The sequence below is a fragment of the Paenibacillus sp. FSL H8-0315 genome (assembly GCF_038005365.1).
Classification (GTDB): domain Bacteria; phylum Bacillota; class Bacilli; order Paenibacillales; family Paenibacillaceae; genus Paenibacillus_AQ; species Paenibacillus_AQ odorifer.
Genome location: NZ_JBBOTA010000001.1, coordinates 3,685,582 through 3,703,215 on the forward strand (window position 1 = coordinate 3,685,582; position 17,634 = coordinate 3,703,215).

Consider the following 17,634-nt stretch of genomic DNA (forward strand, 5'->3'; position numbering starts at 1 on the left):
GCTGCTTATGTAAAGGGGACTATTTATGAGATCCAAAAACTTAGCCACCATGTCACTCGCCTTTATGGCATGTGGGTTTCTGATTACACTGTTTCTACCTGAAAACCTAGCCGTGATTCTACTGAGAGGTGGTTTCGAAGCCGGTTTGGTAGGGGGGATTGCCGACTGGTTCGCGGTAACGGCGCTGTTCCGCCATCCGATGGGGCTACGTATTCCACACACCTCACTACTGCTCAAGAATCGCGATAAGATCATCCAATCACTAATCACCGCGATGGAGACTGAGCTTCTTAACAAGGAAAGCATTGAGAACAAGCTGCGTAAGTTTGGCTTTATATCAATGGGCTCCAAGCTACTGACAAAGTTCTTTAGTAAAAAGAAGGCAAGAGTACAAATATTGGAGCAGCTTGGCGAATTCGTGTCTCGTCTTCCGGTAGAGAAGGCAGTACCGTTTCTGCAAAAGGCAGCCTCCGAATATGTTCGTGAAGCTGAGCTTGGCGTTGCGGCTGATAAAATAGTTACTAAGTTAATGAATGACGGTAAAGATGTAGCTGCTCTGGACTATGCGCTGGAAGGGGTGTCTACTTGGAGCGGACGTCCTGAAACGAAGGCTATGCTGGGCAAGATTGCCAGCGAGAAATTGGCTGAAGTGAAGCTTGGCGGACTTAAAGGTATGGCTTTTCAGGCTTTTGTCGGGTTTATGGATGCAGATATGCTTGGTGAAATGCTGCAAGGTATGTTGCAGTCCGGTATCCGCGATTTTCGGGAAGAGGATAGCCCATACCGTGAAGAGATTATCCGCGAGATTCGAGTGGCCCTGTTCCAGATTGTTAATGACGAGGCTAGACTGGCTTCATTAAAAGAATGGGCAATAAATGAGCTTGAAGGCGAAGCAGCAACCGCATTTCTGCATACGCAATTGGAGAACATTCGCAGCAAAGCAATTTCCCTATTGGAGGAAGATCGGGCGGCTGGCGGACGCAAGCTGTTCACGCTCTATACCCTGCTTGTACGTCGTATTGGCAAGGAACAAGAATGGATCAGCAGCTGGGAAGAGCGGATTCGCGCTTCGCTAATTGCCTTTGTAGAGGCTAACCACTACAGAATAGGTCTTTTGGTAAAAGAGAATCTGGACAGCATGGATGACGCTAGTCTAGTGAATATGCTGGAAGATAAAGTGGGTAAAGATCTGCAATGGATTCGTGTGAACGGAGCTTTATGCGGGTTTGTCGTAGGGCTTGTGCTTACAGTTATTCAATTGATTTGAATGAAACTTACTATTTATTGTAAAATAAGGAAAAAAGAAAAGCAGCGATTCTCCCGTGAGGGAGGATCGCTGCTTTTTGTTGTTGCTCATGGCCTGTCTGCATCGTGGAGTAATAATCCTCCTCTGAGGCTTATGGACCGATATGACGTTATTTGTTAGTTCTTGGCTCTTGGAACATGCTTGCGGACTCCACTGGCGTTATTCCTATGGATGACGTTCATATGGGGCATTTTTCATGCCAATAGGGGTTATAGGGTCCTTAGCATTGCAAATGAGGGATAAAGCTGCGTTTGGGGTCAGCTGTGTCCGATAGCTACCTTGTATGCGCATATGTTACCTAATTCATACGGAGATTGGTGTTTAGCTCAAGCAAGCTCAAAAAGAAAGGGACCCAGCAGCCAGTTGATGGCTTAGGAGGCCCCTACTTTGGGTGAGTCTACAATTGCATTCCATCTGCAAGAGTTCTGTACCCTTGCTGTGGTGTTGCAGAAGCTTGATACAGCTGTTCTAAATGGTTTGCGGTTCGCTGCCAATTGAAGGCTTCAAGCGCATCTGCTCTCCCTTGTGATCCGATGGTAACTGCCAATTGTGGATGGCGGGCTATCCGCAGCAAATGCCGGGCAAAGGGTAAAGCCTCGCGATATCGTTCTACCAGATAACCGTTATGGCCAGAGGCGACAATCTCTCGGATGCCCCCATTATTAGAAGCGATAACAGGTAGACCGGAGGCCATAGCTTCTACATTAACAAGGCCGAAGGATTCATGATTCTGGGAAGGGCATACAAAGCAGTCTGCCGCCTGATAAAGGGTGTGTATATTCTCATGAGCCACATTTCCTAGAAAAGTAACAGACACTCTCAGCCGCCGTGCAAGGAGCTTCAACTGCCGTATGTACGACGGTTTGCCTTTGCCGGCGATGACCAGATGAGCGGGGAGGTGTTTGTTTAAATGCGACATAGCACGTATTAATATAGGCACCCCTTTGCGGGGGATAACCCGACCAACGAACAAAACGGTAAAGGTCTGCGGGAGTCTGTAGAAACTACGAAGCTGTTGTTTTTCAGATATCTGCACAGGGGTAAACCGGTCAAGATCAGCTCCCAATAAGACAATATGAATCCCTGTGGTCAGTTTCGGGAAGCGGCGATCCAATCTTCGCTGTAAGGAGTGGCTGTTGGCAATGATCAGATCCGCTTTTGCCAAGGCATTGGCCACTTTATCTGTACCCGGTGTGAAGGTAAGCGAGTGCAGGAACAGAAATACCGGGATATGAGGAAGCTGCTTCTTTACAGCAGACATAAGATGGGGGCGATTATCAACCTGAATGATGTCAAAGGATTCTTTCTGAATGTATTCTAATACCGAAGTAAGATAATGGGCTGGGGTGCTTGCAGGCAATCGGATAATTCTGACCTGCTCCAATATAGTGGCAGCAGGTAGTCCAGGTACCTTCCGACTTACAATGGTTACCTTATGTCTCTCCGCCAGTCTTCTGGCAATGGCCCAAATGCAGATTTCTACAGAACCGTCTCCCGGAACTGGGAACTGCTCCGGTGCAATGATACAAATGTGCATGGTTTACGCCTCCTTTTATCCGCTAATGGATATCCTCTTCCACCATATGCAACACAGTAAACAGTAGATACATCCGAAAGCGGAGAGGGCGTTTCACTCATGCCATTTGTACAGTTGCAGCATAAAATACTAAGGCTTACTAAGGCCGTGATTATTTTTTGAGGGACAGGGGAGAGGACAGTTGGGAAAGAAGTTAAAGTCTGCATTGACCAGCAAATGGATTAAAACCAAGGTGCTCATGCGAAGCGCTGAAATTTCACCGTTGATTCCCGAAACGATAAAATTCAGTAAAGTCAATCTGAAAGCTATGCTGCTGAAATATGGAATGGTTTATGTTAAACCGGAATACGGTACCTATGGCAATGGTGTGATGAAGGTTGAGCAGAGTAGAGAGGCTCATGGAACAGAATATAAGTACCAAAGTGGAACAAGACTCAAAACCTTTAGAACCTTCGATGCCTTCCATTTATCTTTAAAGAAAGCGACGCGTGGACGTAGTTACCTGATCCAGAGAGGAATAGTTTTGCTAAAGCACGGGAAACACCGCTTTGATATCCGTGTGATGGTCCAGCTCAGCCCGCAGGGCAAATGGGAAACTACCGGTCTGATCGGTCGGGTAGCTGAGAAAGGTAAGATTGTTACCAACTATCATAGCGGCGGCAAACTAACTGCTATGGAAAAGCTGCTGTCTCCTTATCTGAACGAAGCTCAGCAAGCGCAAATGCTTAAGATCCTGAGAAAGCTAGGAGAAGATACCGGACGTTTCTACCATAAGAAATATCCTGGGTTTAGACAGATTGGTGTCGATGTAGGATTGGATAGATCCATGACGCCTTGGATTATTGAAGTGAATACTAGTCCGGACCCGTATATTTTTAAACATCTTTCTGATAAAAGCATGTACCGCAAAGTAATGGCTTACCGCAGAGCGAATGAGAAGAAAAAGTCCGTTAAATGATCTGTTTCCTCGTATTTGCAATGACAGCAGAAATCTTTTGTTCTAATTCTATGATTTTTTGCTTGTGTGTTGCGATTTGGCGGTAACCGGAGACGAGTGAGGACAGAGACTGAGTGGTTAATGTAAGGTTTTGCTTGCGAATCGCTGCTTTGAAGTCACTCCAATCTGCGGAAATCCGTTTATTCAATGAGGTGACTACGCTTTTGTTTGATTTAATTGAGACCTGTGGACTATCAATGCCAGACAAGGTTTTGCGGGCATAGGTTATCTTTCGGGTACGTGTCTGTTTCGCTGCATTCAACTGATTCTGTCTGTCGCTAATTTCTTTGCGTGCCAACTGAACCAGGATCTTCATAGCATCACCTTGGGCTTGTAATACGGTATTCAAAGTCTTGTTTTTAAGACCCTTGGCGATCTTGATACGCTTATTAAGCGCATTGTACTGGTCGAATAAGGGCTGATAGTGCTGTTTGCAGCTCTTAACGGTAGCCTCCAGTTGAGCTACGGTTTCTAAATCAATCTCTTTAATTTGCTTACGTACTGCAATCAGTGTTTGCTCATTATTATAGTGAAGGGTTCGGATCTGCTCCTCACGATTATTGTATTGCATCTTTAAAGTAGATAAATCATTGTACAGATTAGTCATCTTTATCCTTGTAGGACCGTCGGCAGTCGCAGCTGTTAGATCAAAAGCCGCTTGAATAGAGGGTGTTAATTCAGTCGTTGCTGCAGCAAAAGCTTCCGTTGATGTGCTTAACGATAGCAGGATCACCAGTAGTAGTAAGGGGAATGACTTTAGTGCGTTCATTAATTCGCTCCTCCTTTTGTCCGTATCCCTGAAGACAACAAAAAAGCACCCGTAGCAAAGGCAAAAGCCTTTATTACGGGTGCTTCCATCGTAATAGGTCACGAACGATATATTTATTCTTAAATATAAGTTGTTTATTTGCTAGCGTCAATAATTTAAATTTAAATATTTCCAATTTAAAATAATGCGCTAGACATTTCTTTCCCCAGTTCTCTTATCGTATACTGACATAAGAAGGTATGGGAGCTTTAGCACTAGCAACAAAGGAGGTCTGGCTTAAATGGGCAGCTCGGTAGAATTTAACGCAATTCTGGATCATGCATTTATGAGGTCTCCAGAAGGAATGGCCGTACTGTTTTCGAATAACGGCGATTTCAACTGGATAAAAGTCAATCCGGCTTTTTGCAATCTACTTGGCTTTACGGAGGCCGAGTTTCTTGCCGGGGCTCTTTTTACAGAATCGGAAAATAGAGAGGCACATTCAAAAGAGCTCTCCTATAGATTAGTAATGGACGAGCTTCAGAAATCGCCAGCGGGCAGCTGGAAGAAGGAACATTGTTTTTTAAACAAAGAAGGTCAACCCGTTTGCCTGTCTCTCATGTTCTCTGGATTAGGAGCAGAAGAAGGACAAGCCCCTTCGTATATTATAGTATACGCCGAGGATATTACGGAACTAAAGATCGCAGCTCAGGAAACGGTGGATCATCGGGATCAGCAGCAGCAAATGGAAGAACAAATTCGCCAAAGTGAACGCAATTATAGATTGATGTCTGAGAATTCGCTGGATTTAATCTCGCGTCATGCGGTCAAAGACAGTGTTTTCTTATATTGTTCTTCGGCTAGCCGTACCCTGCTTGGTTATGAACCTGAAGAGATGGTTGGGACAAGCGCCTATAATTATCTTCACCCCGATGATCTAGTTATGATGCAAGGTTTAATGGAGCAGAGCCGCAGCTCTGGCGTTATTCCGGCTGTAGCTTACCGCTACCGCCATAAGAATGGCACCTATGTCTGGTTCGAGTCGAGCAGTCGTTATACCTATGATGATGAGGGAAATGTCTTGGAGATTATAGCGATTGGGCGGGAAATTACGGAGCGCAAGCAGTTCGAGTTCAAGCTTAAGGAGAGCGAGCAACGGTATAAATCATTGTTTGAATACAATCCATCTGCTGTGTACTCTATGAATTTGCATGGAGACTATTTGACTGCCAATGCGAATTTGGAGAAGTTGACCGGGTATTCGCTGGAGGAACTGATCGGAATGTACTTTGGCCCCATTGTGCATGAGAAGGACATAGAGAAGACGTTGTATCATTTTAACTTAGCCGCCCAGGGTTATCCTCAAAGCTATGATCTAACGCTTATTCATAAAGACGGACACTTTGTAGAAATTAATACTACCAATATTCCGATCATTGTAGATGACCAAGTAGTGGGTGTGTATGGGATTTCCCGTGATATTACAGAGCGCATCCGTTATACAGAACAAATTGAGAAGCTTAGCAATGAGTATACCCTTATTTTAAATGCGGTTTCAGAAGGCATCTTTGGACTCGATATGGAGGAGAAGGTGACGTTCATTAACCCTGCAGGTTTGCAAATGCTGGACTATGAACATGATGAAATTATGGGCCATCCTTATTTGGATCATATTCAGCAAATAGCGCTTGATGGGAGCCATTATCGGCCGCAGGAATCTCCACTGATGAAGGCTATTAAGTCAGGTGTATCTTATCAGAGTAAAGATGCGGTCTTGTGGCGTAAGGACGGTTCTAGCTTTCTTGCGGAGTACCAGGTAACCCCTCTATTTGATAAAGGGGAGCCGAAGGGTGTTGTTGTAGTGTTCCGGGACATCACGGATGAGAAGGAAATCATTCGGGCGAAGGAATCCGCAGAAAAAGCAGACCAGGCTAAGTCTGAGTTCTTAGCTATTATGAGCCATGAAATCCGTACGCCGATGAACGGAATTGTAGGGATGACGGATCTCCTGGCGGAGACGGAGCTTGATGAAGAACAGCTTGGATATACTGACATTATTAAGGAGAGCAGCAGCTCGCTCCTATCTATTTTGAATGAAATACTGGATTACAGCAAAATTGAAGCCGGAAAAATGATGATTGTAAATGAGCCCGTGCAGCTTCAAGCCGTATTGGACAGCGTAATCGATCTATTTACAGCTAAGGCTTTGGAGAAAAATATTCAGTTATCATGCAGCATGGCACCTGGAGTCCCGCCACTGATTATGGGCGATGCCGGGCGGTTGCGTCAGATATTGGTCAATCTGGTCAGCAATGCAATCAAGTTTACAGATCGGGGCAGTATCAGTATTTACGTAGAGCAGAAGCTGTCCGCAGATCAAAAGAAATTAACTTTGAAATTTAATGTTAGGGATACGGGGATTGGCATTCCTCTAGAGAAGCAGCATCGGCTGTTTCAGTCCTTTTATCAGCTGCATTCCTCGTTTAATCGCAAATATGGCGGGACCGGATTGGGGCTGGCGATTTGTAAAAAGCTCGTTGAGCTGATGGGCGGAGCTATCGCTGTAGAGAGCAGTGAAGGAGAGGGCTCTAATTTCTATTTCACGCTGCAGATTAATCCTGATAGTAGTAAATCTGAGATAAATGTGGAAGATACAGTGCAAACAGAAGAACGGGAGACAACAATGGAAGGGGCAGCAGCTGCAGAAGGAGAATTGGATGCCGGTGCAAATGTAATTCTACTTCCGGAGGCAACTCCACATTGTACTCCTAAGTCTAGCCCTTTAAGAGGGGATCTATCCGAATGAAGCATGGACAGCCTCGGATTAGCAAGAAACTGCCTGCGGAGCCATATACACAGTGGGAGGTTGGGGTCGAATCCCCGTCCTCTGCATGTGGCCCAGCTACGATGGCAGCGTTAGCGGAGTATTGGAACACCCATTTAGGAGCGGACTTTATTCGGGGCAAAGGTCATTTTCCTTCCAAAGCCGCTCATATTAATTACATATACAGCCATCACGGTGGAAGACCTTGGGGGATGAGTGTGCGCCGTTTTACCAAAGGACTGAAGAACTATATCCATTCAGTGATTTTACCTAAGGATCAGCAAAAGTTACTTATTACTACGTTTAATGATTTTGAAGTATATAAAACAGAAATTGATGCCGGCCGGCCTGTGGCTGTTAAATTAGATAAGTGGTTTCGTCTGCGGTGGAGAGGTGAGTTTACTTACGATTACCATTGGGTACTAGGTATAGGATATGAGGGATTTGAGGACGGAGAGCGTGCTACCCTGATTGTCCACGATAATGGTGTGCGGTACAAGGACGGTAGAGTCACTCTAGGGAAAGAACGGCGTATTCCGTATTTTGCGAATAAAGACATTATTACGATGGTCGGGCTAGATATTGCAGCTGCATCGAGGTAGAGGGATTGTCCTGACAAAATAGCTTGAAAAATTTGAGTCCAAACGTTTGCACTACTTAGACGATCATACTATAATCCAGTTAATAACTGGAAAAGGGGATAGGTGCTTTGTCCGTACAAAGGGAAATGAAGGAACCCATTTATTATGGGGATCCTGCGGCTACTAGAGGGATTTCCGTGTTTGCTCAGGAGTTTGATCAGTTATTCAGCTATGATGGGGACGATCTTGGCCTAACGTACTCACCGGGGAGTTCAGCTTTTTGTTTATGGGCGCCCACCGCTCAAGAAGCGGAGCTGGTACTCTATAATTCATGGCAGGGAGCAGCAGAGTGTAAGTATTCTATGATCCGTGATGTCCGGGGAACGTGGAGAATTACAGTTGACGGTGATTTAGATGGCAAGTTCTATACCTACCGAGTACGTCTTGGAGAACAGTGGAATGAGGCGGTTGATCCTTATGCACGTGCTGTAGGAGTGAACGGTGATAGGGGAGCTATTTTAGATTTACGCAAAACAGATCCGGAACGGTGGACGGAAGATAAGCCACCCTTGGATGATCCTGTGGATGCCATCATTTATGAGCTTCATTTGCGAGACTTATCCATTCATCCAGCAAGCGGTATGACCCATAAAGGACAATATCTTGCTTTGGCGGAAGAAGGAACCCGCGGACCGGAGGGTATTCTCACTGGACTCGATCATATCGCGAACCTCGGTGTAACCCATGTGCAGCTATTGCCTGTCTATGATTATTCTACAGAGAGTGTAGATGAGACGAGGCTGGATGAACCGCATTATAACTGGGGTTATGATCCGAAGAATTATAATGTGCCAGAAGGCTCCTATGCTACAGATCCATATGTGCCTGGACTGCGTATCCGGGAACTAAAAACAATGATTCAAGCACTTCATGATCGCGGTCTCCGCGTCATTATGGATGTGGTTTACAACCATGTGTACGATGGCTATCGCGTGAATTTCACCAAGCTGGTTCCCGGCTATTATTTGCGTTACAAGCAAGACGGAAGCCTGTCGGATGGCTCTGGCTGCGGGAATGACGTGGCTTCAGAACGCTTGATGATGTCCAGCTTCATCGTGGAATCCGTAGTTTATTGGGCCAAAGAATACCATATCGATGGTTTTCGTTTTGACCTGATGGGCTTGATTGACCTCGACACGATGGAGGAAATCCGGCGTCGTCTGGATGGGATTGACCCGTCCATCATGACGATTGGTGAAGGTTGGATGATGGGGACGGAGTTGCCGATGGAGCGGCTCGCTCATCAGAAGAATGCTGCGCTTCTGCCGGGAATCGGACATTTTAATGATGATTTCCGGGATGCCATTAAAGGGAATATTTTTCTGCATGATCAACCGGGTTTCATCAGCGGAATGATGGGACTGGAGCTTGCGATAAAGGCAGGGGTCGCGGGAGGCATTGCTTATGCCCCAGGCATTGGACAATTTGCCGTGGAGCCTCAGCAAACCGTCAATTATGTGGAATGTCATGATAATCATACGTTATGGGATAAAATATTACTGTCCACACAAGGGCAGACGGACAAACAGCGTCAATCTATGCATAGGTTAGCTTCTGCGATAGTGTTCATGAGTCAGGGAATCCCCTTTGTCCATGCGGGTCAGGAATTTATGCGCACGAAAAACGGGATAGAGAACAGCTATAAATCCTCGGTGAAGATCAACCAATTGGATTGGGAACTGTGCGCTGCTCATCAAGATGATGTGGTTTATCTGAAGCAGCTAATTGCCTTGCGTAAAGCACATCCGGCTTTCCGTATGCGAACGGCAGATGAGATTCGGAATCATCTAGTATTTGAAAAAGCACCGGTAAGTTCGGTAGCGTATACATTGCGTGGCCATGCTGGAGGCGATGCGGTGAAGCATATCTATGTGCTTTTTAATGCTAATGTAGAACAGACGACTTTGGTTCTGCCACAGCTTGGTGCATGGAAAACAGTTTTTGGAGCCGATCTTGTGCAGAATCTGACGGGTAATAAGCTAACTGTAAGCGGGATTGGAATGGTAGTGCTGACGGTGGACTAGATGTTTTTTTACAGATAATTCTTCAAAAGCATGCAGTGTATTGTGCTCAATGAGTGCAGTACTCCGCGTGCTTTTTTGTGTGGAACTTTCTTTTGAATGGATGCTCTTATTTTACATAAAAAGGTGACATTACTCATTTTCGTTAAAGATCTAGGATGCTAATATTAAGGCATTTACTTTGGCGCTTTAGAGTGGCATAACAGCAGAAAGTGACAGAGAGTACTTTTCTTTGGTGAGAGGATGAAAGAGATGGGGAAAGCAACCGGATTTTTAGAGTTTGAACGACAGACACCCTCCGAGTGTGAGGCATTGGAGCGAATTAAGAATTGGAATGAATTCTCGATACCTATGGATGAAGAAAAGCTGCGCGAGCAAGGGGCGCGTTGTATGGATTGCGGTACGCCATTTTGTCATGTAGGACGTCTGTTGTCTGGTATGGCTTCCGGCTGCCCTTTGCACAACTTGATTCCTGAATGGAACGATATGGTCTATCGTGGAAATTGGGAGATAGCGCTGAAACGTCTGCATAAGACTAACAACTTTCCTGAATTTACAGGCCGTGTCTGTCCCGCTCCTTGCGAAGGCTCTTGTACGGTAGGGATGAATGGCAAACCTGTCACCATTAAATCTATTGAGAAGTCGATTGTAGATAGAGGTTTTGCAGAAGGCTGGATTGTGCCTGAGCCGCCGCTTCATCGCACGGGTAAAAAGGTAGCTGTAGTGGGTTCAGGTCCGGCGGGGCTTGCCTGTGCGGCACAGCTTAATAAGGCAGGACATACGGTGACTGTGTATGAACGGGCGGACCGGATTGGCGGACTGCTTACCTATGGTATTCCCAACATGAAGCTGGATAAAAAGACTGTACAGCGCCGGGTGGATCTGCTTGCAGCTGAGGGCATTACCTTCGTAACTCGAACAGAGATCGGCCGAGATCTCCCAGCATCACAGCTCAAGGCAGAGCATGATGCTGTAGTACTGTGTGGTGGATCTACACAGGCACGTGATCTGCCGATAGAAGGACGCGATCTGCGTGGGATTCATCAAGCTATGGAGTTTTTAACGCTGAATACAAAGAGCCTACTGGATTCAGGGCTTGCCGATGGGGAATATTTATCAGCAGCAGGTAAGGATGTAGTTGTAATCGGCGGTGGGGATACTGGAACAGACTGTGTAGCCACTTCGATCCGTCACGGCTGCCGCAGTGTGACTCAGCTTGAGATTATGCCACAGGCGCCGCTGACACGTCAGTCTAACAATCCTTGGCCGGAATGGCCAAAGGTGCTTAAAGTGGACTATGGTCAGCAGGAGGCCGCTTCACTGTATCAAGAAGATCCGCGCCGTTATCTGGTTTCGACGAAACGGTTTGTCGGCGATGAGGGCGGGCAAGTGCAGGAGCTGCGTACAGTGCGCATTGAATGGACTCATAATGAACAGGGACGAATGGTACCGGTCGAAGTGCCGGGCAGTGAGGAGACCCTGCAAGCGCAGCTGGTATTACTGGCTTTGGGATTCACAGGACCCGAAGAAACTATACTGGGCGAGCTTGGGGTGGAACGCGATGAGCGGGGGAACGCCAAAGCAGAGTTCGGAGCACAAGCAACCAATGTAGAAGGTGTGTTCACAGCAGGCGATATGCGGCGCGGGCAAAGCCTTGTAGTCTGGGCTATTGACGAAGGGCGCCAGACTGCGCGCGAAGTAGACCGCTTTTTGATGGGATCCTCGAATTTGCCGTGAGTGTTAAGATATAGCGGGCAGGGCGTTCCTTTGGGAACGTCCGCTTTGCGTTGTGGTATGTTCAAGGTTAAGATTATTGTCTAAGCGCATATTTACTTAAGTTAAGTTGAAAAGGAGAATACATGATGAAGTTAATGTTTATTTCCGACATTCACGGATCTTTATTTTGGCTGGAACGGGCTTTGGAAAAGGTAGAAGAAGAGCAGCCGGACAGTCTTATTATTCTAGGAGACTTTTTATATCATGGTCCAAGAAATCCGCTGCCGAAGGAATATAACCCACAAGAGGTTGCTAATAAGCTTAATGCATATAACAAAAACAAGCCGATAACCGCAGTACGTGGAAACTGTGACGCCGAGGTAGACCAAATGCTGCTGGAATTCCCGATGATGGGCGATTATATAATGCTTTTGCACGAAGGCAGACGGATTTACGCTACACATGGTCATGGCTTTAGCATTGAGCATTTGCCGGCGCTTTCCGAGAAGGATATTTTTATTCAGGGACATACCCATATACCAGTTGCCGATGTAAAAGAGGGAGTGTATGTGCTGAATCCCGGCTCCATATCGCTGCCTAAAGAGAATAATCCGAATTCCTATGCTGTTCTAGAGGGCGGGGAATTTATCGTTAAGGATTTTGAAGGCAATGTGGTAAAAAAGATTACCGTATAGTGAGAGGGATCGTTTAAAGGAACTCCTGAAGATTGAGAGATTGAATAAGGGAGACAATGCCAAAGGACAACATTACCAATCCGGATAGTTTGTTGAACATGAGCTGTTTCGACCGTCCTAACATTATGTTGGTTCTGAACAAAGCAGTGCTCCCTGTCAAACCCATCCACCATAATGCGGAACCCAGAAAGACGCCACTAACTAGAAACGGCATATTGGAGCTGCTATGAGACAGAAGGACGCCAGATGCGCTGAATATGCCAAGGAAAAAAATAATCGTCATGGGATTGGACAGCGTCAGCAACAGCGTTACTATGTATGAATTCAGTGAGCTTTTTGGGGAATTGGGTGCTGTGCTGTCTGTGTCTGGGGGTTCTAACAGCGACTTCATGCCAAGATAACAAATAAACAACCCGCCCAAGGCTTGCAGTACCGTTTTATAATCAACCAAAAAAGCGGTGAGGGCGGATAAGCCGAATCCGGCGATACTACCATAAACTGCGTCAGCTGTGGCCGCTCCCAAGCCGCAGCATAGGCCAGTTTTGAAACCTGAGCTTAAGGTTTTCTTGATGCATAAGATGCTGATAGGACCTAAAGGAGCCGCAATAGAAAGCCCCAGCAGCATTCCTTTTGCCATCCACTCCCAAGGCATAAGGCTTCACTCCTTTTATCTATTCTTCTTTTAACGTGGACAAAATAAATACGGTATTTGATCTTACAATGTCATGATTGGCCTTGAGTGTATGCGTTATAAAACCCTCCAATTCGGATAAATCCGGTAGACCCACCTTCAAGAGATAGTCGTATTCCCCCGAGATATGATGACATTCCAGTACTAGCGGCGATTGAATAATGGTTGTGCGGAAGTGTTGGGTTTCAACTGAGCCGTGCAGCTGCACGAAAATATATACCAATAGGGTTTGTCCTATTGCCTTACGGTTTAACTTGACCGTGAATTGATCAATCACTCCGTTATTCTCCAGTTTACGAATTCTTTCAGTGATGGAAGGCACGGATAAATGAACGATTTTACTAATTTCGGAACTGGTCATGCGGCCGTTGCTTTTCAGTAATTCCAAGATTTGAAGATCGATGTCATCCATTGCAACCCACTCCTTTAAGCTAATTATATAAAATCCATTAGAAATGAAAATAGAATCACTAAAATAAGTAAAATTATTAAATGATATCCTGATTTATATTAAAATAATTAAATTTAGCTTCGTTGTAACGGATGGAACTTAAATTTTTTAACTGCAAAATGGGGGCTGCGCACAAAAAAAATTCCTTCCAACATTATTAATGTCCCAGGGAATTGAGCACTAGAACATATTATTGTATGATGAGGAAGGAGTTTTAGGGGTAGAACTGGCTCCAAATATATTAGTAAAGGTAGTTAACACATGAATCCTAAAGATTTGAACTATACAATGCCACCGGAATGGGGCAAGCATGAACGTACTTTTATCTCCTGGCCGGTGCAGGAATCTATGTGTTTCCCGGACAACCACGAGTCAGTGTGCCAAGGTTATGCTGACATTATCACAGCCATCGCCGAGTTTGAACCGATCACGGTTATTGTGAACCCGGAGGATGTGGAGCGGGTAGAACATTTGGTCGGCGGACCGAATGTAACGCTGCTGCCTATTGCGCATAGCGATGCTTGGCTGCGTGATAACGGACCTACCTTTATTGTTAATAAAGAAGGACAAATGGCAGGTGTGAACTGGAAGTTTAATGCTTGGGGCGGTAAATATTCACCTTGGGATTTGGATGACAAAGTGGCTCCGCAGATTCTGGAGCATGCGCAGATCACCCGTTTTGATGCACCGCTTGTGATGGAGGGTGGCTCGATTCATACGGATGGAGAAGGCACTTTGCTTACTACAGAAGAGTGTCTGCTTAACCTAAACCGCAACCCGGAGCTGAAGCGCGAAGAGATCGAAGAGTACGTGCGGAACTATACAGGTACAGAAGCTATTATCTGGCTGAGACGTGGCCTTAGTGGCGATGAAACCGATGGTCATGTCGATAATATTGCTTGTTTTGCTGCACCAGGCAAAGTTATTATCCAGGTCTGTGAGGACCCGCAGGATGAGAACTATGAGATTACGCAAGAGAATCTGCGTATTCTGGAGAACACTACAGATGCCAAAGGGCGTAAGCTGGAGATTATCAAGATTCAGCAGCCACCACGGGTCGATCATGACGGCAGTCGTCTGACGCTCAGTTATTTGAACTTTTATTTCGTGAACGGCGGAATTATCTTGCCTGTGTTTGGCGGCACCGCGACAGAAACGGATACACTTGCTGAGAAAGTGCTGGCTGGTTTGTTCCCGGATCGCAAGATTCGTACAGTTAACGGAATGGCCGTTATCACCGAAGGCGGAAATGTCCACTGCACTACGCAGCAAATGCCTGCACAGCTATAATTGAAGGAAACTAGACGTCCAAAGGGACATTTATATACAAGGAGGACAGATACTTGAGAAATGTAAAAGTAGCTGCGACACAAATGAGTTGTTCCAGCAATATTGAGGAGAATATCAGCAAAGCCGAGACATTGGTCAGAGAAGCGGCAGCACAGGGTGCGCAAATTATTTTGCTCCAGGAGCTGTTTGAGACCCCGTATTTCTGTCAAAAAGAGAAAGCTGATTATTACGCATACGCAACAGAGCTTGAGCATAACAAGGCGATTAATCATTTCAAAGCAGTAGCCAAGGAGCTGCAAGTGGTACTGCCGATTAGTTTTTATGAGAAAAAGAATTACGCGCGTTACAACTCACTTGCTGTAATTGATGCTGATGGAACGGTGCTGGGCAAATACCGCAAGAGTCATATTCCAGATGGCCCAGGTTATGAAGAGAAGTTCTACTTTAATCCGGGAGATACTGGCTTTAAGGTATGGAACACTCGTTATGCCAAGATTGGTGTAGGCATCTGCTGGGATCAATGGTATCCAGAAGCGGCTAGAGTAATGAGCCTGATGGGAGCAGAAATTCTGTTCTATCCAACGGCTATTGGGTCTGAACCGCAGGATGGATCGATCGATTCCAAGGATCATTGGCAGACCTGTATGCTTGGACATGCAGCTGCGAATCTTATTCCAGTCGTGGCTTCCAACCGTATTGGTGAGGAAATTGATGAGGATTCGAGCATTAATTTCTACGGCTCATCGTTCATTGCAGGTCCTCAGGGCAATAAAATCGTTGAGGCTGGACGTGAGGAGCAAACTGTGCTGGTAAGCGAATTCGATCTGGATGCTTTGGAAGTTGGCCGGATCGAGTGGGGAATCTTCCGTGACCGCCGGCCGGATCTGTATAAATTGATCGGTTCTTATGATGGAGATATCACACTTTAATAGGTTTAAAGTTAAATATGCTAAAGGCATTGCTAGAGAGAATACAATCTCTGGCAGTGCCTTTTTGTGTTTGATGAATTTTTTTGAGAGTGATGTACGCATAAAACGTATAAAATAATAATATTGTGTTATATAACCTTACATAATTCAGAAAAGTTAATTGTCATGAATCCTTTAATCTGTTAAAATCTCTTTAAGTTATTTCCGAAAATAGGGGGAATGGGGATATGAAAATAAAAAGTCGTGTTTTAATGTCAGTTTTTATATCATTTGTGGTGGTTGCATTGGTAGGTTGTGGAGCAAATAACAGTAAAGCTGATAACGAATCCTCAGCGGAGAAAATTAAGTTTGCCAGTGATGCCAGCTACGCTCCTATGGAGTATATGGACACGGATAAAATCAAAGGATTCGACATCGATTTCATTAAGGCAGTTATGGAAGAAGCGGGAATAGACTATGACGTAACGAACACAGGCTGGGAAACGATGCTGCAAAGTGTGAAGCAGGGAACGGAGTATCAAGCAGGGCTATCTTCAGTATCGATTACGGATGAACGTAAAGAAACCTATGACTATTCCATCCCTTATTTCGAATCTACCAATATGATTATGGTTAAAGAAGGCAGCGACATCAAAAACGCACTTGATCTTAAAGATAAAGTAGTTGCAATACAAGGGGCCACAACTGCAGATGACCTGATGAGCGGAATAATGGGTGTCGACAACCCTAACTTGAAACGTTTTGACAGCAATGCGGTGGCATTGATGGAACTGAATGGCGGAGGAGCCGATGCGGTTGTAGCGGATATTGCCATTGTACGTGAGTACATGAAAAACAATCCTAAGCAGAAGCTGGTGGGGATTGTAGACACGGAGAACTTCGGAGCGGAATATTACGGCATTCTTTACCCTAAGGGCAGTGAGTTAAAAGCGAAACTGGATCCGGCTATTAAGAAGGTATTGGAAAACGGAAAGTACGCGGAAATCTACAAAACTTGGTTCGGCGAAGAACCTAACCTGGATAGCTTATTGAAGGAAAAATAAGGAAAAAACCTAATAAGCATGCGTAATGATAGCTATTGCGCATGCTTATTTTTTTAAAGAGAGATGACACAAAGAAGAGAAGGGGAGAGTCCTATGGATTTTAGAATGGACATTATCATTCATTATTTGCCCGTCCTTTTAAAAGGGACACTGCTGACTATCGGTATTTCTGTAGTTTCTATTTTATTTGGCTCTATTTTGGGACTGGGGATCGGATTTGGCAAAATGGCCCCAAAATGGTATTTGCGCTGGCCTTTTCATTCATATATCAATTTTTTTCGAGGAACACCATTGTATGTGCAGATTCTGATTGTTCACTTTGGAGTGATTCCCCCGCTTTACGGCAAAACCAATGCCCTAATTACTGCGTTTGTTGCTCTGTCGCTTAATTCGGCTGCTTATTCGGCTGAGATTTTTCGGGCAGGCATTCAGTCGGTTGATCGTGGGCAACGGGAAGCGGCTATTTCACTGGGGATGACTAGTCGGCAAGCGATGAGATTTATTATTTTACCGCAAGCGATCAAACGGATGGTTCCGGCTTTTGGTAACGAGTTTATTGTGCTTGTGAAAGACTCCTCTCTTCTGGCTTTGGTGGCTGCACCGGAAATAATGTATTGGACCAACACGATGAAAGGGCAATATTTGCGGATATGGGAGCCTTATTTGACAGCGGCACTTATTTATTTCATTCTTACCTATTCTCTTAGCAAGCTGCTGAATTACGTTGAACGGAGGCTGAAATAGG

15 protein-coding genes are annotated in these 17,634 nt (G+C 45.4%); 11 read left to right on the top strand and 4 right to left on the bottom strand.

The features are described from left to right. The first annotated feature begins 25 nt into the window (after window positions 1-25). Window positions 26-1,267: a DUF445 domain-containing protein gene (locus tag MHB56_RS16075; RefSeq protein ID WP_076282373.1), complete on the top strand. Its 1,242-nt coding sequence runs from the start codon at window positions 26-28 to the stop codon at window positions 1,265-1,267. 436 nt (window positions 1,268-1,703) lie between these two features. Here the strand turns inward: MHB56_RS16075 and MHB56_RS16080 are convergent, their stop codons facing one another. Continuing rightward, window positions 1,704-2,843 (bottom strand): glycosyltransferase family 4 protein, encoded by a 1,140-nt coding sequence (locus MHB56_RS16080; RefSeq protein WP_076282372.1) that lies wholly within the window; start codon window positions 2,841-2,843, stop codon window positions 1,704-1,706. A gap of 181 nt (window positions 2,844-3,024) precedes the next feature. Here MHB56_RS16080 and MHB56_RS16085 point away from each other — a divergent pair, with 181 nt between their 5' ends. Then, window positions 3,025-3,801 carry a YheC/YheD family protein gene (locus MHB56_RS16085; protein ID WP_232061115.1) on the top strand — a complete coding sequence of 259 codons (777 nt, stop codon included), beginning with the start codon at window positions 3,025-3,027 and terminating at the stop codon, window positions 3,799-3,801. Here the strand turns inward: MHB56_RS16085 and MHB56_RS16090 are convergent. After that, window positions 3,794-4,609 carry a hypothetical protein gene (locus tag MHB56_RS16090; protein ID WP_076220534.1) on the bottom strand — a complete coding sequence of 272 codons (816 nt, stop codon included), beginning with the start codon at window positions 4,607-4,609 and terminating at the stop codon, window positions 3,794-3,796. The two genes, MHB56_RS16085 and MHB56_RS16090, sit on opposite strands and share 8 nt — an antisense overlap. 280 nt (window positions 4,610-4,889) lie before the next feature. Between MHB56_RS16090 and MHB56_RS16095 the strand changes: the two genes are divergently transcribed. The 5 genes from MHB56_RS16095 to yfcE all read left to right on the top strand — a co-directional run bounded on the left by MHB56_RS16095 (window position 4,890) and on the right by yfcE (window position 12,485). Next, window positions 4,890-7,394, top strand: coding sequence for a PAS domain S-box protein (locus MHB56_RS16095; protein ID WP_339189200.1), 2,505 nt, complete (start codon window positions 4,890-4,892; stop codon window positions 7,392-7,394). Next, on the top strand, window positions 7,391-8,014 hold the full coding sequence (locus tag MHB56_RS16100; protein WP_076124714.1) for a C39 family peptidase: 624 nt from the start codon (window positions 7,391-7,393) through the stop codon (window positions 8,012-8,014). The genes MHB56_RS16095 and MHB56_RS16100 overlap by 4 nt, the downstream gene beginning before the upstream one ends. 107 nt (window positions 8,015-8,121) lie before the next feature. Next, on the top strand, window positions 8,122-10,077 hold the full coding sequence (gene pulA / locus MHB56_RS16105) for a type I pullulanase (protein WP_076302294.1): 1,956 nt from the start codon (window positions 8,122-8,124) through the stop codon (window positions 10,075-10,077). A gap of 249 nt (window positions 10,078-10,326) precedes the next feature. After that, window positions 10,327-11,811, top strand: a complete 1,485-nt coding sequence (locus MHB56_RS16110) for a glutamate synthase subunit beta (protein WP_076302295.1) — start codon at window positions 10,327-10,329, stop codon at window positions 11,809-11,811. 125 nt (window positions 11,812-11,936) lie between these two features. Then, window positions 11,937-12,485, top strand: a complete 549-nt coding sequence (gene yfcE / locus MHB56_RS16115) for a phosphodiesterase (RefSeq protein WP_076185584.1) — start codon at window positions 11,937-11,939, stop codon at window positions 12,483-12,485. Window positions 12,486-12,498: 13 nt separating this feature from the next. Here the strand turns inward: yfcE and MHB56_RS16120 are convergent, their stop codons facing one another. Both MHB56_RS16120 and MHB56_RS16125 read right to left on the bottom strand, forming a co-directional pair. Further along, window positions 12,499-13,137 carry a LysE family translocator gene (locus tag MHB56_RS16120; RefSeq protein WP_076302296.1) on the bottom strand — a complete coding sequence of 213 codons (639 nt, stop codon included), beginning with the start codon at window positions 13,135-13,137 and terminating at the stop codon, window positions 12,499-12,501. Between the two features lie 19 nt (window positions 13,138-13,156). Further along, window positions 13,157-13,588 (bottom strand): Lrp/AsnC family transcriptional regulator, encoded by a 432-nt coding sequence (locus MHB56_RS16125; RefSeq protein ID WP_076124705.1) that lies wholly within the window; start codon window positions 13,586-13,588, stop codon window positions 13,157-13,159. Between the two features lie 300 nt (window positions 13,589-13,888). Between MHB56_RS16125 and MHB56_RS16130 the strand changes: the two genes are divergently transcribed. The 4 genes from MHB56_RS16130 (at window position 13,889) to MHB56_RS16145 (ending at window position 17,633) form a co-directional block, all read left to right on the top strand. Then, complete coding sequence (locus MHB56_RS16130; protein ID WP_076302297.1) at window positions 13,889-14,917, top strand: agmatine deiminase family protein; 1,029 nt, start codon at window positions 13,889-13,891, stop codon at window positions 14,915-14,917. A 53-nt stretch (window positions 14,918-14,970) separates the two neighbouring features. Further along, the gene (aguB, locus tag MHB56_RS16135) at window positions 14,971-15,846 is read left to right on the top strand and encodes an N-carbamoylputrescine amidase (RefSeq protein ID WP_076124702.1); all 876 of its coding nucleotides are present in this window, start codon (window positions 14,971-14,973) and stop codon (window positions 15,844-15,846) included. A 227-nt stretch (window positions 15,847-16,073) separates the two neighbouring features. Next, window positions 16,074-16,889: a transporter substrate-binding domain-containing protein gene (locus MHB56_RS16140; RefSeq protein ID WP_076302298.1), complete on the top strand. Its 816-nt coding sequence runs from the start codon at window positions 16,074-16,076 to the stop codon at window positions 16,887-16,889. 93 nt (window positions 16,890-16,982) lie between these two features. After that, the gene (locus MHB56_RS16145; protein WP_076124698.1) at window positions 16,983-17,633 is read left to right on the top strand and encodes an amino acid ABC transporter permease; all 651 of its coding nucleotides are present in this window, start codon (window positions 16,983-16,985) and stop codon (window positions 17,631-17,633) included. The last annotated feature ends 1 nt before the right edge of the window (window position 17,634 follow it).

Bases quoted from the DNA above. Each gene is read 5' to 3' on its own strand.
- MHB56_RS16130 (WP_076302297.1), top strand. From the start codon at position 13,889: ATGAATCCTAAAGATTTGAACTATACAATGCCACCGGAATGGGGCAAG.
- MHB56_RS16100 (WP_076124714.1), top strand. From the start codon at position 7,391: ATGAAGCATGGACAGCCTCGGATTAGCAAGAAACTGCCTGCGGAGCCA.
- MHB56_RS16080 (WP_076282372.1), bottom strand. From the start codon at position 2,843: ATGCACATTTGTATCATTGCACCGGAGCAGTTCCCAGTTCCGGGAGAC.
- yfcE (WP_076185584.1), top strand. From the start codon at position 11,937: ATGAAGTTAATGTTTATTTCCGACATTCACGGATCTTTATTTTGGCTG.
- MHB56_RS16095 (WP_339189200.1), top strand. From the start codon at position 4,890: ATGGGCAGCTCGGTAGAATTTAACGCAATTCTGGATCATGCATTTATG.
- MHB56_RS16075 (WP_076282373.1), top strand. From the start codon at position 26: ATGAGATCCAAAAACTTAGCCACCATGTCACTCGCCTTTATGGCATGT.
- MHB56_RS16090 (WP_076220534.1), bottom strand. From the start codon at position 4,609: ATGAACGCACTAAAGTCATTCCCCTTACTACTACTGGTGATCCTGCTA.
- MHB56_RS16120 (WP_076302296.1), bottom strand. From the start codon at position 13,137: ATGCCTTGGGAGTGGATGGCAAAAGGAATGCTGCTGGGGCTTTCTATT.
- MHB56_RS16145 (WP_076124698.1), top strand. From the start codon at position 16,983: ATGGATTTTAGAATGGACATTATCATTCATTATTTGCCCGTCCTTTTA.
- MHB56_RS16110 (WP_076302295.1), top strand. From the start codon at position 10,327: ATGGGGAAAGCAACCGGATTTTTAGAGTTTGAACGACAGACACCCTCC.
- MHB56_RS16125 (WP_076124705.1), bottom strand. From the start codon at position 13,588: ATGGATGACATCGATCTTCAAATCTTGGAATTACTGAAAAGCAACGGC.
- MHB56_RS16140 (WP_076302298.1), top strand. From the start codon at position 16,074: ATGAAAATAAAAAGTCGTGTTTTAATGTCAGTTTTTATATCATTTGTG.